The organism is Stenotrophomonas sp. G106K1, from assembly GCF_037969685.1.
GTDB classification, from domain to species: Bacteria; Pseudomonadota; Gammaproteobacteria; order Xanthomonadales; family Xanthomonadaceae; genus Stenotrophomonas; species Stenotrophomonas lactitubi.
On record NZ_JBBPFR010000002.1, the window covers coordinates 16798 to 31598 of the forward strand.

Sequence of the window (14801 nt, forward strand, 5' to 3'; positions counted from 1 at the left end):
TGGAGTGCTCCATGAAGCCGATCGCGCTTGCCATCGCCCTGGCCCTGACCGCCGCCCCGCTGCTGTCCGCACCGTCGGCCCTGGCCGCACCCGCCGCCAAGGCGGCTACCCCGGCCAGCCCGGCCTGGGTCGCGCGCAGCAACGCGCTTGCGCAGATCCTGCTGGATGCCCAGGGCCCGTTCCAGCCCGAGGAAACCGGCTTCTTCGGCGTGCCCGGCTACGACGACAAGGTGGCCGACCTGGGCCCGGACAACGACCAGCGCTACCGCGCCGCGATGGCCAAGGCCCGTGACGAACTGAAGGCCAAGCTGGCCAGCGAGAAGGATCCCAACGTCCGCCAGGACCTGGAGATCATGATCGCCGCCGCCAACCAGAACATTGAAGGCAGCGAGCTCAACCAGAAGTACCTGCTGCCGTGGCGTGATGCGCCGCAGAGCGTGTTCAGCGGCCTCAACCTGCTGCTGTCCGACCAGGTGCCGGCCGAGCGCCGGGCCAAGGCGGTCGATCGCCTCAAGGCATACGCGGGCCTGCAGCCGGGTGGCACCGCGTTCACCACGCTGGCCCGCCAGCGTTACGAAGAGCGGTTGAAGGACAGCACGCTGCTGCAGCCGACGAAGATCGAAGTGCAGCAGTCGCTGGACAACGTCGAGACCTACATCACCGGCATCGAGTCGTTGCTGAAGAAGTACCAGGTCGCCGGTGCCGACGAGGCGATGAAGACGCTTGCCGTGCAGATGAAGGACTACGCCGCATGGACCCGCAAGGAGGTGCTGCCGAAGGCACGTGCCGATGCGCGCCTGCCGGCCCCGCTGTACGCCTACCAGCTTAAGCAGGTAGGCATTGACATCGACCCGAAGCTGCTCATGCAGCGCGCGCAGCTGGAGTTCATGGAAACCCGCTCGGCGATGCGCCAGCTGGCGCCGCTGGTGGTGAAAGAGAAAGGCCTGAAGGTCAGTGATCCGAGTGACCCGGTGGCGGTGATCCGTGCGCTGAAGGGCGAGAAGATCGCCGATGACCAGCTTGAAGGCCACTACCGCAAGGTGATCGATGCCATCGATCCGTTGATCCGCGAACACCGCATCGTCGATGTGCCGCAGCGCGCGATGCAGATGCGCCTGGGCTCGGCCGCCGAAAGCGCTGCCAGCCCGGCACCGCACTTCCTGCCCGCGCCGCTGGTCAACAACACCGGGCAGCAGGGCACCTTCGTGCTGCCGCTGGGCAACCCGGCCGCCGGTGCAGGTGCGCAGTACGACGACTTCAACTTCGGTTCGGCAGCCTGGACGCTGAGCGCGCATGAAGGCCGCCCGGGCCACGAACTGCAGTTCACCGCGATGGTCGAGCGCGGCGTGTCGCTGGCGCGCACGATGTTCGCGTTCAATTCGGTGAACGTGGAAGGCTGGGCGCTGTATGCCGAAGCGGAGATGGTGCCGTACGAGCCGCTGGACGGGCAGATGATCGCGCTGCAGTTCCGCCTGCTGCGTGCCGCCCGCGCCATGCTGGACCCGATGCTCAACCTCGGCCTGACCGACCGTGCCAACGGCGAGCGCGTGCTGATCGAGCAGGTGGGTCTGTCCAAGGCGATGGCGACCCAGGAACTGGACCGCTACATGGTGCGCATGCCGGGCCAGGCGGGCAGCTACTTCTACGGCTACACCCGCATCCTCGAACTGCGCATGCAGACCGAGCTGGCACTGGGCGCGAAGTTCGACCGCCTGGCGTTCAACAACTTCCTGCTCGACCAGGGCCTGTTGCCGCCGGACCAGCTGGCCGAAGCGGTGAACCAGGTGTTCGTGCCGAAATACCAGAAGAAGTAACGGTAGCGCCGGGCCACGCCCGGCGAGCGCAGTGGAAGAGACGCCGGGCATGGCCCGGCGCTACCTGCGGTGACCCGTGCGGGTCACCGCTGCGGTTGCGGGGTGATCGTCTGTGTCGGCAGGCGTGCCGGCGGCGCCGGGTTCGGCACCCAGATCGCCACGCCGGCGGCGCGTTTCTGCGTGGTCGGTATGCCGATGCCCACGCCACCGCCCACATGTGAACCGAAACTGCCGGCACCCACCGACATGCCGACCGGTGAGCCACTGCTGCCCACGCCCATCAGGATCACGCCGTTGGCACCGAGCGCAGCGGCTTCGCGCTTCAGGCGGGCCACGGCGGCGTCGGTCTGGCCCTGCGTGCCGAAGCCCACCGCCGAAGACGACTCCAGCTGGGCGATTTCCTGCGAACCGGCGGGTGGCGTCGAATAGATCTGCACCTGGGCCGGATCGATCGGCGCGCGGGCGCGGCCCAGCATGACCTTGGAAGTGCTGGCGCAACCGGCAACGGTCAGCAGCATGGCCGCCAAGGCGACCCAACGGATGTTCATGGCGTATACCCCTGTAGGACTGGTTCGGATCATCAGCCGGGCACTCTGAATCGGCGCCAACATCGGTGCTCGACCCATGGCCGCACGCTAGCACGGCGCCGGTGAGGTTGACGGCAACGGCGGTAGGCGGCGCTGCCGGGAACGGCTATGGTTGGGGCCAGAACAACCACGGGAGCGCGCTATGGGTGTGATCAGTCTGTTGTGGGGCGTACTGGCGCTGGTGTGGATGATCCTGGCGTTGATACCGTTGCTGGGCTGGGGCAACTGGTTCCTGATCCCGTTTGCTGCGGTCGGCGCGATCATTGCTGCGCTCGGCATCCTGTTCACTCACCCCAGCAAGCGCGGCAGGGCCTGGACGGGGCTGATCCTGAACGGCATCGTGGTGGTGGTCGGCATCCTGCGCCTGGGGCTGGGTGGCGGGGTGATCTGAGCCGGCCCGGCCGGTGCGACAGGGCGTCGCAGGGACACGGCCGCTGGCCGGGCAGAGAGTAGAATGGGCGGCTGCGCGAGCCCCCCGCGCGCCTGTCGAACTGCGCGCTGCGCGGCTGCTCCCATGATCATTCGTTCCCGTCCCCACGGCTGGCAACTGCTGTACATCCTGCGTGGCTCCATCGTTCCGGCGATCGCGCCCAAGGTACTGGCCATCCTGATCCTGTCCGTCGCAGTCGCCGCGGTGGTGGAGCTGGCGCCGCCGATCGGCATCGAGCGCGTCTCGGTCACCCCGTTCACCCTGCTCGGCCTGGTCCTGTCGATCTTCCTCAGCTTCCGCAACAGCGCCTGCTACGACCGCTGGTGGGAGGGTCGCAAGCTGTGGGGCCAACTGGTGTTCGAATCGCGTTCGCTGGCGCGGCAGGTACAGGTACTGCTGGCCGACGATGCGCCACGCCGCCAGCGCATCAGCTACCTGACCACCGCTTTTGCCTATGCACTGGCCGCGCGCCTGCGCGCCCGCGACGTGGCGCTGGCCGCAGTGCCATGGCTGGACGAAGCGCAGCGCGGGCAGCTGGCGCTGCGCGGCAACGTGCCCGATGCGCTGCTGGCGATGATCGCCGCCGAACTGGCCCAGGCCCATCGCGAAGGCACGCTCGATTCCATCCTCTACGTCCAGCTGGAAGAGCGCCTGCACGCGATGTCCTCGATCCAGGCTGGCTGCGAGCGCATCCTCACCACCCCGCTGCCGTTCGCCTACACCCTGCTGCTGCATCGCTGCGCGTGGATGTTCTGCGTACTGCTGCCGTTCGGTCTGGCCAGCTCGCTGGGTTGGGCCACACCGATGCTGTCGGCGGTGCTGGCCTATGCCTTCTTCGGCCTGGACCAGTTGGGTGAAGAAATGGAAGACCCGTTCGGCCTGGAGCCGAATGACCTGCCGTTGGACGCGCTGGTGCGCACCATCGAGATCGACCAGCTCGATGCCCTCGGCGAACGCCCGTTGCCCGAACCCCTGCTGCCGCAGGGCTACCTGTTGCAATAGCCACTCCCCGGAGCCTGCCATGCCTCATCCCCATTACCGCCCACGGCGCATGCGCCATGACGAATTCTCGCGCCGCCTGATGCGCGAGAACACGCTGACCACCGACGACCTGATCTATCCGGTGTTCGTGCACGAACCGGCTGGCCGCGTCGCGGTGCCGTCGATGCCCGGCGTAGAGCGGCTGTCGATCGAAGAACTGCTGAAGGTGGCCGAGGAAGCGCTGGAACTCGGCATCCCGGTGATCGATCTGTTCCCGGTGCTTGACGCCTCGCAGAAGTCGCTGGACGCATCCGCGGCGTGGGCAGAGGACGGCCTGGCGCAGCGTGCGATCCGCGCGCTGAAGTCGCGTTTCCCGGAGCTGGGGGTGATGACCGACGTGGCCCTGGATCCGTACACCACGCACGGCCAGGACGGCATCATCGATGACAAGGGCTATGTGCTCAACGACATCACCGTCGAAGCGCTGGTCAAGCAGTCGCTGTCGCATGCCGAGGCGGGCGCGGACATCATTTCTCCGTCGGACATGATGGATGGCCGTATCGGTGCGATCCGTCGTGCGCTGGATGCCGACCACCACCTCAACGTGCGCATCATGGCCTACTCGGCCAAGTACGCTTCGGCGTTCTACGGCCCGTTCCGTGACGCGGTGGGCAGTGCGGCCAGCCTTGGCAAGGCCGACAAGAAGACCTACCAGATGGATCCGGCCAACGGTGACGAGGCGATGCGGGAAATCGCCCTGGACCTGGAGGAGGGCGCGGACATGGTGATGGTCAAGCCCGGCATGCCGTACCTGGACCTGGTGCGGCGGGTGAAGGAGACCTTCGGTGTGCCGACCTTCGCCTACCAGGTCAGCGGCGAGTACGCGATGATGAAGGCGGCGTTCGCCAACGGCTGGCTGGACGAGCGCGCCTGCGTGCTGGAATCGCTGCTGGGCTTCAAGCGTGCCGGCGCCGATGGCGTGCTGACCTATTTCGCGCCGCAGGTGGCGCGTTGGCTGCGCGAGCGCTGACAATAGCGCCCACGACGGACGGAGGAACACGCGATGGGACCTGAAATGGGTTGGATGCAATGGTTGATCTGGGGCACCGGTACGCTGGTGTTCGGGGCCATCATCGTCGGCGTGTTCGTCGCTGCCTGGCGTGCCGCACGACGGCCGCCCGAGCAGCTCTCCGCTGCCGCCCAGGTTGCCCGCGAGCAGGCCCTGCCTGAGAGCATGCAGGCCGAGCTGGCCGAACTGAACCGGCGCAAGGACAACGGCCGGCTCAGCGAAGTGGAATACGAACAGCAGCGCGCGAAGGTGCTGTCGCGCTGAGAACCGTGGCCCCGCATCCGGGCCATCCACCCATGGCGTGGATCTACGGGTAGTCGCCAACCTTGGTTGGCGGTTTTGTTTCTGTGCCGACCAAGGTCGGCACCTGCCGGAGGGGGGCGGTCGGCACCTACCGGAGGGGTATCGGTCGGCACCCACCGCACCATCATCCACGCATGGCGTGGATCTACCGCACGCACTCCGCCACTGCCACCATCTTCGGCACTGCCAGCCGATACACGTCCACGCCACCGGCGCGTGGCGACTTCGCCGCGCTGCTGGCCACCATCATTTCGCCCGGCTTGGCGTTGTCGACCACCGGCGCGCCGGTCCAGCCGCTGGCCTGGTTGAACGACAACCCCAACGGCTGCAACGCAGCGCCCGTCCACGCGCAGCCGCTGGTCCAGACCTGCGCGGGGCCACCGCTGCCACGGCTGAAGGCCACCGCGCCTGCGCTGCCCAGCCAGTCGCCATCGGTTTCATCGGCAGCACTGTTCAATGCCTGCAACGCTGTCGCCGGCCCGCGCGCGCCCTGCGCGTCCAGCGTGGCCACGAACAGGTCCCAGCCGGCACCACGGCCCTGCTGGCGGGCAAACAGCAGCCGCCGCCCGTCCGCACTCAATGCCGGGCCGCGCTCCTCATGGCGACCGCCATCGCCGGCCAATGGCTGCGGCGTGCCCACGCTGCCATCGGCAGCGATCGCTGCCCGGTACAGCGCCAGCCGGCCCTCGCGGCCTGCGGCGAACAGCAGCCAGCGGCCGTCGCGGCTGAAATACGGATCGCGCACCTCGCCGGACACCGCCAGCGGCAAGGCCTGCGCCTGCTGCCAGCGGCCGTCGACCACGCGGGCCTGCCACAGCCCCCAGCCGGCCTCGCCACGGCGGGCGAAGACGATGCGCTGGCCGTCGGCGCTGATCGTGGCCCGGCCCTCATCGGCGCGGGTGGAGACCACGCCCATGCCCTCGATGCCGTACTCGTTCAACGCCATCGCCACCGGGGCAGAGAGTAGACTGGCGGCGAGCACCAGCAGGGTCGGGGCGATACGCATCATCCAGGTCCATGCACGAAAGAGCACCAGTCTAGCCAGCTTGAGGATTCCATGACCGATCGTTACGCCGTCTTCGGACACCCCGTCGCCCACTCGAAGTCGCCGCAGATCCATGCGGCGTTCGGTCGCCAGGAAGGCATCTCCCTCGACTACCGCAGCATCGATCTTGCTCCGGACGCCTTCCTGGCCGGGCTGGAGGCATTCGCCGCCGAGGGCGGTGTCGGTGCCAACGTCACCTCACCGCACAAGGAAGCGGCGTTCTCGGTGTGCACCACGCTGACCGCGCGCGCGCGCCGCGCCGGCTCGGTCAACACCCTGCTGCGCAAGGGCGACCGCTGGCACGGTGACACCACCGATGGCATCGGCCTGGTGCGCGACCTCACCGACCGCCACAGCCTGGACCTGCGCGGCCGCCGCGTGCTGCTGCTGGGCGCCGGTGGTTCGGCGCGCAGCGTTGCGCCGGCGCTGCTGGATGCCGGCATCACCGAACTGGTGGTGGTCAACCGCACGCCGGAACGCGCCGACGAACTGATCGATGCCATGGGCGAGCCGGGCCGCGCGCTCAGCCGCTACTGGGACGATCTGCGCGACCTCGGTGACTTCGAGCTGATCCTCAACGCCACCTCGGCCGGGCGCGATCGCGACGCCGAGTTCAAGCTGCCGCTGTCGCTGGTCAATTCGATGACCACGGCGGTCGACCTGAACTACGGCGAGGCCGCCATCGCGTTCCTGGCCTGGGCGCGCGCCGCGCAGTGCCGCAACACGGTCGATGGCCTGGGCATGCTGGTCGAGCAGGCGGCGGAGAGCTTCCTGCAGTGGCATGCCGTACGCCCGCAGACCGACGAGGTCTACCAGCAGCTGCGCGCCGGTGCCGGTGCCTTCGCCGGGCAGGACTGATCAATGGACAGCCAGGCTCTGATGGTCTCCCTGCTGACCATGGTCGGCGTGCGCCTGCCGGTGCTGATCGCCCTGTGCGTCGGCCTGGTCTGGGTGATGGGCGCGCCACGCGATCCGGCACGCACCGGCGCGCTGACCGGCCTGCTGCTGTTGCTGGCGTCCAGCATGGGCAGCCTGCTGGCCAATCTGGTGCCGATGTGGATGGTCAGCAACGGCGACTTCGGTGCGATCTCGCAGCTGAGCACCGTGCTGGGCGTGGTCCACTTCGGCCTGGCCATGCTCGATGCCGTCGGCACGGTACTGCTGGTCTGGGCACTGGTGCGGCTGCTGCGGCAGCGCGCCGCTACGCCCTGACTGCGATGGCGGCCTTGGCCGCGTCGGTGCTGTTGCGGCGCGCGCATCCAGTCATCGCGCGACGCGGCTGACCCTGTTCAGCGCCCGCGCCTCGGAGCCCGTGGCCGGCCATGCGACAATGGCCGGCCTGACCCCGCTACGGTAGTTCTGGCGTGACCGAAACCGTCGCCGCCCCACGCAAGCTCGATGACACCTTGAAGGACGCGATCCGCAAGGCGTACACGACGCTGCAGGCCAATACCCCCGGCTTCTCCACCCGCCGTTCGCAGAGCCAGATGATCGGCGTGGTGTCACGTGCGCTGTCCACCAGTGGTGGCGTGGGCGTGGTCGAGGCGCCGACTGGCGTTGGCAAGAGCCTGGGCTACCTGACCGCCGGCGTGCCGATTGCCCTGGCCAGCAAGAAGAAGCTGGTGATCAGCACCGGTACCGTGGCGCTGCAGTCGCAGCTGGTCGAGCGCGATATTCCGAACTTCCTCAAGGCCACCGGCCTGGAAGCGACCGTTGCACTGGCCAAGGGCCGCACCCGCTACCTGTGCACGCGCAACGCCGCCGAGGCACATGGCGAGGGCGCGCAGAACGGCATGTTCGAGGACGAGCAGCCGTTGTTCGACCGCCCGCTGGCACCGATCGAGATGGACATCGCCAAGCGCCTCACCGTGGCCTTCAGCAACGGCAGCTGGGACGGCGACATCGACAACGCACCGGAAACCATCAGCCCCGGCCTGCGCAGCCGCATCACCACGCCGGCCTCGGGTTGCGCGGGCAGGCGCTGTGCGTACTCGGCGCAGTGCGCGGTGCTGCGCTCGCGCAACACCGTGCGCGATGCGCAGATCGTGGTCACCAACCACGCCCTGCTGCTGTCGGCGCTGTCCATTGGTGACAGCGACAACGGCCAGCCGATGATCGCCGCGCCGTCGGACATGCTGCTGGTGCTCGACGAAGGCCACCACGTTGGCAATGTGGCCATCGACCAGGGCGCGGCCAGCCTGGCATTGGATGAAATGGCCAAGCGCACCGGCCGCCTGCAGATCCTGATCGCCGGTGCCTACCGCGCGGTCGACAAGGATCGCCTCGGCAACCTGCTGCCGAACGAAGCCATCGACGCGGCCAGCAACGTGGCCAAGGGCCTGCGTGCGTTCCGCGACCATGTCGAGGCGGTGTGGATGCCGGCGCCGGCCGACGAGGAGCCGATGTGGCGCGCGGCCAACGGACGCCTGCCCGAGGCCTGGCGCGAGCCGATCGAGGCGCTGGCCGACGATACCCGCAGCCTCTACAACTGGGCGCACGCGGCCACCGCGCAGGTCGCCAAGGGCAAGCCGGACGATCCGGCGCGCGAGCGCCTGCAGCGCAACCTGGGCATGGCGCTGGAGATGATCGAGCAGCAGTACAACCTGTGGCAGGTCTGGCGCCGCGAGGACAAAGAAGGCGCGCCACCGATGGCACGCTGGGTGACCGCCACCCGCGATGGCGACCTGGTGCTGCATGGCTCGCCGGTGTCGGCCGCGCACGTGCTGCGCAAGCTGTTGTGGGATGAAGTGGATTCGGTGGTGATGACCTCGGCGACGCTGACCGGCGGTGGCGACTTCCAGTCACTGGCGATCGACAACGGCATCCCCGAAACCGCCGAGATGGTCTCGCTGTCCTCCCCGTTCGACCTGCCCAACCAGGCCGAGCTGATCGTGCCGCCGTTCCCGGTCACGCCCGATGATCGCGAAGGCCATCCGCGTGAGGTGGCGCGCTACATCGGCAAGGAACTGGACTGGACGAAAGGCTCGATGGTGCTGTTCACCTCGCGCTGGAAGATGGAGAAGGTGGCGGGCCTGATGCCGGCCGCCAAGCGCAAGCAGGTGCTGGTGCAGGGCGAGATGTCGAAGACGCGCATGATCGACGAACACCTGCGCCGCGTGGCCGCCGGCGAGGGTTCGGTGCTGTTCGGGCTCAACTCGTTCGGCGAAGGCCTGGATCTTCCGGGTGAGGCCTGCACCACGGTGGTGATCACCCAGGTACCGTTCGCGGTGCCGACCGATCCGCAGACCGCCACCCTCAGCGAGTGGGTGGAAGCGCGCGGGCTCAATGCGTTCAACCTGATCGCGATTCCCCATGCGCTGCGCACGCTGACCCAGTTCGCCGGCCGCCTGATCCGCACCTCCACCGACACCGGCCGGGTGATCATCCTCGACTCGCGGCTGCTGACCCGTCGCTACGGCAAGCGCATCATCGACGCGCTGCCGCCGTTCAAGCGCACCATCGGCTGACGCGCTCTGGTAGCGGCGGGCCATGTCCGGTGAAAAGCCTCAACCCCTGAAGTGGTAGTGCCGGCCGCTGGCCGGCAACCTCGCGGATTGGACTACCATGGCGCGACCGCACGCGCAGAGGGGAGTCACATGCACGATTGGACAATCATCGCGACCCACAGTGACTGGATCGCCGCCACTTTCGAGCTCGTCCTCCGCGATGCGACCCAAACGGAGCGCCATCTGCAGTTCGAAGCGGTCGAGCATGTGGTGCTGGACAGGAGCGAGCCCTGGGGTCCGAGTGCATCGATCAACGAAGTGATGGCGAGCGAGGATCGCGCCGAGGGCGGCATCCGCGTGGTGTTCGAGCTGCAGTCCGGCGGTGCGGTCCACGTTTCCGCAGGCTCGTGCCGCATGGATGGCGAGCTGTTCTCGTTCTGAGCAAAAAGGGCATGGAGGGGATTAAGTCGTTTGTGGCACAAACGACTTAATCCCCTCCGTCCCCTTTTCTGTCAATCACCGAGCAGGGCGGTGTTGCGTACGGCGCCCTTGTCGGCGCTGGTGGCCAGCAGGGCGTACGCCTTCAGCGCGCTGGTGACCTTGCGCGGACGCGGTGCACGCGGCTTCCAGCCACGCGCGTCGGCGTCGGCGCGGCGTTGTGCCAGGGTGGCATCGTCCAGCAGCAGGTCGATGCGGCGCGCCGGAATGTCGATGCGGATGCGGTCACCATCCTCCACCAGTCCGATCACACCGCCGCTGGCCGCTTCCGGCGAAACGTGGCCGATCGACAGGCCCGAGGTGCCACCGGAGAAACGACCATCGGTCAGCAGCGCACATTGCTTGCCCAGCCCCTTCGACTTCAGGTAGCTGGTCGGATACAGCATTTCCTGCATGCCCGGGCCGCCCTTCGGTCCTTCGTAGCGGATCACCACCACGTCGCCGGGCTTTACTTCATCGGCGAGGATGCCGGCCACCGCCGCGTCCTGGCTTTCGAACACGCGCGCATTGCCTTCGAACACGTGGATCGATTCGTCCACGCCGGCGGTCTTCACCACGCAGCCGTCGATGGCGAGGTTGCCGCGCAGCACGGCCAGCCCGCCTTCCTGCGAATAGGCATGCTCCAGCGCACGGATACAGCCTTCGGCGCGATCCTGGTCCAGCGATGGCCAGCGCGTGGCCTGGCTGAAGGCTTCCTGGGTGGGAATGCCGGCGGGGCCGGCCTTGAAGAAGGTGTGCAGGGTGTCGTTGTCGCTGCGCATCACGTCCCAGCGATCGAGTGCTTCACCGAGCGTGCTGCTGTGCACGGTAGGCACGGACGTATCCAGCAACCCGGCGCGGTCCAGCTCACCGAGGATGCCGAACACACCACCGGCGCGATGCACATCTTCGACGTGGTACTTGGGCGAGTTCGGCGCCACCTTGCACAGCTGTGGCACGCGCCGCGACAGTCCGTCGATGTGGGACAGGTCGAAGTCGACCTCCGCTTCCTGCGCGGCGGCCAGCAGGTGCAGGATGGTGTTGGTGGACCCGCCCATGGCGATGTCCAGGGTCATCGCGTTCGCGAACGCGGCCTGGGTGGCGATGCCGCGCGGCAGTGCGCGCGGATCCTCGCCGCCATACCAGCGATGGCAGAGCTCGACGATCAGGCGGCCGGCACGGCGGAACAGCGCTTCGCGGTCGGCATGCGTGGCCAGGGTGGTGCCGTTGCCGGGCAGCGACAGGCCCAGCGCTTCGGTCAGGCAGTTCATCGAATTGGCGGTGAACATGCCCGAGCACGAGCCACAGGTGGGGCAGGCGCTGCGCTCGTACTCGGCAACCTTCTCATCCGAGGCGCTGTCATCGGCAGCGACGACCATCGCGTCGACCAGGTCCAGCTTGTGCTCGGACAGCCTGGTCTTGCCGGCTTCCATCGGTCCGCCGGAGACGAACACCACCGGGATGTCCAGGCGCAGCGCCGCCATCAGCATGCCGGGGGTGATCTTGTCGCAGTTGCTGATGCACACCAGCGCGTCGGCGCAGTGGGCGTTGACCATGTATTCGACGGCGTCGGCGATGATCTCGCGGCTGGGCAGCGAGTACAGCATGCCGTCGTGGCCCATGGCGATGCCGTCGTCCACGGCGATCGTGTTGAATTCCTTGGCGACGCCGCCGACCTGTTCGATCTCGCGCGCGACCAGCTGGCCAAGGTCCTTCAGGTGCACGTGGCCGGGCACGAACTGGGTGAAGGAGTTGGCGATGGCGATGATCGGCTTGTGGAAGTCGCCATCCTTCATGCCGGTGGCACGCCACAGGGCGCGGGCGCCGGCCATGTTGCGGCCGGCGGTGGAGGTGCGGGAGCGGTATTCAGGCATGGCTGGCGGAACGGGCGGGCCGTACGACGTGGGGGTCGGTTGATCATGGCGGAGTTTTTCGGTTGCTGCTGCAACCACCGGTGGTGGTCCGGCAGGGCTGCGCCCTGCACCTGCCGAATCAACGGCAACGTCAACGTCAAAAACTGGCTATCCCTGGGATGGCGGGGTTCCCGCCGCAGTTGGTGGGTGTCGACCTTGGTCGACACGGGCGATCGACGTTGTGCGTGGATGGGGCTGGGGAGGACGGCGAAAATGAAAGATCGTTCATCTTTCCCACTTTGCCGATTCCGGTTGTTGGCCGGGATTTGGCATGATGGGGCATTGTTCCGACTTGAAGGCATGAGGCCATGAAACGTTCCCGCACCACCGCGCTGCTGCTGATGAGCGCTGCGCCGCTGCTGTTCACTGCCTGCCAGAAGGAAGAGCAGGTGCAGGTGCAGGAAGGCCTGTATACCTCGGTGGAGGCCTGCACCACGGCTACCGCTGATCCTTCTGCCTGCCGCAATGCATTTGCCGAGGCGCAGAAGAAGTCCGCCGATGCAGCGCCGAAGTACGCGACCAAGGAAGCCTGCGAACAGGACTACAAGCCTGAGCAGTGCGTGCAGCAGCACACCTCGGCCGGCACCTCGTTCATCGGCCCGATGATGATGGGCTTCTTCATGTCGCAGATGCTGAGCAACCGCGGCAGCCTGGCCCCGCAGGCGCCGGCGTCGGCGCCTGCCTACCAGGACAAGAGCGCCGGTTGGGCGCGTCCTGCCCCGGGCGGCAGCGGCGGCCTGAACACCGCCAGCGGCATCGGCGCGGGCAAGGCCGGGCTGGCCCCGGTCAGCAGCGAACCGAACCGTGCGGTGACCGCCAGCCGCAGCGGCTTCGGCAGCACCAGTGCGCGCCGCAGCGGCAGCAGCGTCGGCGGCTGATCAATCCATGCAACGTATCCGTATTGCCGAGCGCGCCCAGTGGCGGGCGCGCGCGGAGGAAGCCGGTTTCCGCTTCCACACCATCGACGGCCAGCCGTACTGGGATGAAAGCGCGTATTACGCGTTCACCCTGCGCCAGATCGAACAGGACATCGAAGACCCCAGCGCCGAGCTGCATGCGATGGCGATGGATCTGGTCGGCGATGTGATCGCCAGCGAGCGCCTGATGGACCAGCTGGCGATCCCCGCGCATTACCGCGACTGGATCGCCGACAGCTGGCGTCAGCGCCAGCCGCACCTGTACGGGCGCCTGGACCTGGCCTATGACGGCACCGGCCCGGCCAAGCTGTACGAACTGAACTACGACACGCCGACCTCACTGTTCGAGGCCAGCTTCTTCCAGTGGCAATGGCTGGAGGACCAGCGCAACGCTGGGCGCCTGCCGCAGCATGCCGACCAGTTCAACGCGATCCATGAAGCCCTGGTTGAACGCTTTGGCGAGCTGGCCACGCAGCTGCCGCCGCCGCTGTACTTCAGTGCGGTGGGCAGCTCTGAGGAAGACCGCGGTACGGTCGATTACCTGCGCGACTGTGCCTCGCAGACGGGCCTGCACGGGCAAGCGATCGCTATTGAAGACATCGGCCTGTCCGAAGATGGGCGCTTCACCGCGTTGGACGACACGGTGATCGGCACGCTGTTCAAGCTGTACCCGCTGGAAGACCTGATGGCCGAGGAATTCGGCCGCGCGCTGCCGGGCTCGGGCGTACAGTTGCTGGAACCGGCGTGGAAGGCGGTGCTGAGCAACAAGGGCATCCTGCCGCTGCTGTGGCAGCGCAATGTCGGCCATCCGAACCTGCTGGAAGCACATTTCGACGATGGCAGTGCACTGGCCTCGGGCTGGGTGCGCAAGCCGCTGTTCTCGCGCGAAGGTGCCAACATCGAGATGCATCTGGCCGATGGCAGCACGCAGCGCAGCGACGGCCCGTACGACGGTCCGGCGATCCTCCAGCGTGCGCACCCGCTCACCCGCTTCGAAGGCGGTTACCCGCTGATCGGCAGTTGGGTGATCGGCGACCACGCCTGCGGCATCGGCATCCGCGAAGACGACAGCGCGATCACCCGCGACAGCGCGCGCTTCGTGCCGCACGCGATCGTCGACGAGGCGCCGACGCGGATCTACGTCTGATGGTGGTGCGGCGTCTGCCCGGTCGGCGCGGGCGTCCTACTCCCGTGGCGGGCCGTCATTTCGACGATGGTCGCGGGCTGAATGCGTTCGCTGACCGCATCGCGGTGCGCTGCCACCGCTGCGATACGCCGGGCTGGGTGATGGCGAGCTGGCAGCCCTACCACTGGACGGCGCGTTTCCGCTGCACTGGCTGCAGCGTTGCGCTGGACAGTGGTGACTGGGTGGGCGCGATGTGCATGTCGGGGCGTCAACCCTGTGGATTCTGCGGGCACCAATGGTTGCATGTACATCGGAGGATTCCCGCTGGCGTGCCCGCACCACCAACGTTTTCGTCCAGATGCGGGCAATGTGGTCGCAGCAGCGATGTCACGGTCGTGACGCGTCCGCTGCGCGATGCCGAGCCCGCCGATCCACATTTCGGCTTGCCGCTGCATCTGGTCGAGCCGACCCGCGCAGGTCTGCTTTGGGCCTACAACGCCGAGCATCTGCAGGCGCTTCATGAGTACGCTGTCGCGACACTGCGTGAAACCAAAGGGCATCATCGCTCGATGTTCTCGCGGCTGCCGCAGTGGATGAAGCTGGCGCGGCATCGCGTGCTGTTGCAGCGCGCGGTGGAGCGGCTGCAGAAGCGCTTGCTGCAGGGGTAGTGCCGGCCGCTGGCCGACAACCGTC

15 protein-coding genes are annotated in these 14801 nt (G+C 67.6%); 12 read left to right on the forward strand and 3 right to left on the reverse strand.

The annotated features are described in order from the left end of the window. Window positions 1-11 precede the first annotated feature (11 nt). On the forward strand, window positions 12-1814 hold the full coding sequence (locus WKB25_RS02365; protein WP_340568530.1) for a DUF885 domain-containing protein: 1803 nt from the start codon (window positions 12-14) through the stop codon (window positions 1812-1814). Window positions 1815-1897: 83 nt separating this feature from the next. On the opposite strand, the gene WKB25_RS02370 is transcribed toward WKB25_RS02365, so the two are convergent. Then, window positions 1898-2362 carry a hypothetical protein gene (locus WKB25_RS02370; protein ID WP_100462055.1) on the reverse strand — a complete coding sequence of 155 codons (465 nt, stop codon included), beginning with the start codon at window positions 2360-2362 and terminating at the stop codon, window positions 1898-1900. Window positions 2363-2543: 181 nt separating this feature from the next. On the opposite strand from WKB25_RS02370, the gene WKB25_RS02375 reads away from it, so the two are divergent. From WKB25_RS02375 to WKB25_RS02390, 4 genes are all read left to right on the forward strand, one after another. Next, complete coding sequence (locus tag WKB25_RS02375; protein WP_340568532.1) at window positions 2544-2792, forward strand: hypothetical protein; 249 nt, start codon at window positions 2544-2546, stop codon at window positions 2790-2792. A gap of 123 nt (window positions 2793-2915) precedes the next feature. Next, window positions 2916-3833: a bestrophin family ion channel gene (locus tag WKB25_RS02380; RefSeq protein ID WP_340568533.1), complete on the forward strand. Its 918-nt coding sequence runs from the start codon at window positions 2916-2918 to the stop codon at window positions 3831-3833. 19 nt (window positions 3834-3852) lie between these two features. Then, complete coding sequence (gene hemB / locus WKB25_RS02385; RefSeq protein WP_025877543.1) at window positions 3853-4842, forward strand: porphobilinogen synthase; 990 nt, start codon at window positions 3853-3855, stop codon at window positions 4840-4842. 33 nt (window positions 4843-4875) lie between these two features. Further along, window positions 4876-5145: an SHOCT domain-containing protein gene (locus WKB25_RS02390; protein WP_340568534.1), complete on the forward strand. Its 270-nt coding sequence runs from the start codon at window positions 4876-4878 to the stop codon at window positions 5143-5145. Window positions 5146-5329: 184 nt separating this feature from the next. On the opposite strand, the gene WKB25_RS02395 is transcribed toward WKB25_RS02390, so the two are convergent. After that, window positions 5330-6193 carry a hypothetical protein gene (locus WKB25_RS02395; protein ID WP_340568535.1) on the reverse strand — a complete coding sequence of 288 codons (864 nt, stop codon included), beginning with the start codon at window positions 6191-6193 and terminating at the stop codon, window positions 5330-5332. 48 nt (window positions 6194-6241) lie between these two features. Between WKB25_RS02395 and aroE the strand changes: the two genes are divergently transcribed. From aroE to WKB25_RS02415, 4 genes are all read left to right on the forward strand, one after another. Continuing rightward, window positions 6242-7087, forward strand: coding sequence for a shikimate dehydrogenase (gene aroE / locus WKB25_RS02400; RefSeq protein ID WP_340568536.1), 846 nt, complete (start codon window positions 6242-6244; stop codon window positions 7085-7087). Between the two features lie 3 nt (window positions 7088-7090). Next, window positions 7091-7441 carry a hypothetical protein gene (locus tag WKB25_RS02405; protein WP_340568539.1) on the forward strand — a complete coding sequence of 117 codons (351 nt, stop codon included), beginning with the start codon at window positions 7091-7093 and terminating at the stop codon, window positions 7439-7441. Window positions 7442-7593: 152 nt separating this feature from the next. Further along, window positions 7594-9696: an ATP-dependent DNA helicase DinG gene (dinG, locus tag WKB25_RS02410; RefSeq protein ID WP_340568541.1), complete on the forward strand. Its 2103-nt coding sequence runs from the start codon at window positions 7594-7596 to the stop codon at window positions 9694-9696. Between the two features lie 129 nt (window positions 9697-9825). Beyond that, complete coding sequence (locus tag WKB25_RS02415) at window positions 9826-10116, forward strand: hypothetical protein (protein WP_340568543.1); 291 nt, start codon at window positions 9826-9828, stop codon at window positions 10114-10116. Between the two features lie 71 nt (window positions 10117-10187). Here WKB25_RS02415 and ilvD read toward each other — a convergent pair whose 3' ends face one another. Beyond that, window positions 10188-12026, reverse strand: coding sequence for a dihydroxy-acid dehydratase (ilvD, locus tag WKB25_RS02420; protein WP_340568545.1), 1839 nt, complete (start codon window positions 12024-12026; stop codon window positions 10188-10190). Window positions 12027-12373: 347 nt separating this feature from the next. Here ilvD and WKB25_RS02425 point away from each other — a divergent pair, with 347 nt between their 5' ends. The 3 genes from WKB25_RS02425 to WKB25_RS02435 are packed head-to-tail and all read left to right on the forward strand — an operon-like array spanning window position 12374 to window position 14776. Beyond that, on the forward strand, window positions 12374-12943 hold the full coding sequence (locus WKB25_RS02425; RefSeq protein WP_340568547.1) for a DUF1190 domain-containing protein: 570 nt from the start codon (window positions 12374-12376) through the stop codon (window positions 12941-12943). Between the two features lie 7 nt (window positions 12944-12950). Then, on the forward strand, window positions 12951-14129 hold the full coding sequence (locus tag WKB25_RS02430) for a glutathionylspermidine synthase family protein (protein WP_340568548.1): 1179 nt from the start codon (window positions 12951-12953) through the stop codon (window positions 14127-14129). Next, window positions 14129-14776 carry a hypothetical protein gene (locus WKB25_RS02435; protein ID WP_340568549.1) on the forward strand — a complete coding sequence of 216 codons (648 nt, stop codon included), beginning with the start codon at window positions 14129-14131 and terminating at the stop codon, window positions 14774-14776. Before WKB25_RS02430 ends, WKB25_RS02435 begins: the two co-directional genes overlap by 1 nt. Window positions 14777-14801: the final 25 nt, after the last annotated feature.

Bases quoted from the DNA above. Each gene is read 5' to 3' on its own strand.
- WKB25_RS02365 (WP_340568530.1), top strand. From the start codon at position 12: ATGAAGCCGATCGCGCTTGCCATCGCCCTGGCCCTGACCGCCGCCCCG.
- WKB25_RS02370 (WP_100462055.1), bottom strand. From the start codon at position 2,362: ATGAACATCCGTTGGGTCGCCTTGGCGGCCATGCTGCTGACCGTTGCC.
- WKB25_RS02375 (WP_340568532.1), top strand. From the start codon at position 2,544: ATGGGTGTGATCAGTCTGTTGTGGGGCGTACTGGCGCTGGTGTGGATG.
- WKB25_RS02380 (WP_340568533.1), top strand. From the start codon at position 2,916: ATGATCATTCGTTCCCGTCCCCACGGCTGGCAACTGCTGTACATCCTG.
- hemB (WP_025877543.1), top strand. From the start codon at position 3,853: ATGCCTCATCCCCATTACCGCCCACGGCGCATGCGCCATGACGAATTC.
- WKB25_RS02390 (WP_340568534.1), top strand. From the start codon at position 4,876: ATGGGACCTGAAATGGGTTGGATGCAATGGTTGATCTGGGGCACCGGT.
- WKB25_RS02395 (WP_340568535.1), bottom strand. From the start codon at position 6,193: ATGATGCGTATCGCCCCGACCCTGCTGGTGCTCGCCGCCAGTCTACTC.
- aroE (WP_340568536.1), top strand. From the start codon at position 6,242: ATGACCGATCGTTACGCCGTCTTCGGACACCCCGTCGCCCACTCGAAG.
- WKB25_RS02405 (WP_340568539.1), top strand. From the start codon at position 7,091: ATGGACAGCCAGGCTCTGATGGTCTCCCTGCTGACCATGGTCGGCGTG.
- WKB25_RS02415 (WP_340568543.1), top strand. From the start codon at position 9,826: ATGCACGATTGGACAATCATCGCGACCCACAGTGACTGGATCGCCGCC.
- ilvD (WP_340568545.1), bottom strand. From the start codon at position 12,026: ATGCCTGAATACCGCTCCCGCACCTCCACCGCCGGCCGCAACATGGCC.
- WKB25_RS02425 (WP_340568547.1), top strand. From the start codon at position 12,374: ATGAAACGTTCCCGCACCACCGCGCTGCTGCTGATGAGCGCTGCGCCG.
- WKB25_RS02430 (WP_340568548.1), top strand. From the start codon at position 12,951: ATGCAACGTATCCGTATTGCCGAGCGCGCCCAGTGGCGGGCGCGCGCG.
- WKB25_RS02435 (WP_340568549.1), top strand. From the start codon at position 14,129: ATGGTGGTGCGGCGTCTGCCCGGTCGGCGCGGGCGTCCTACTCCCGTG.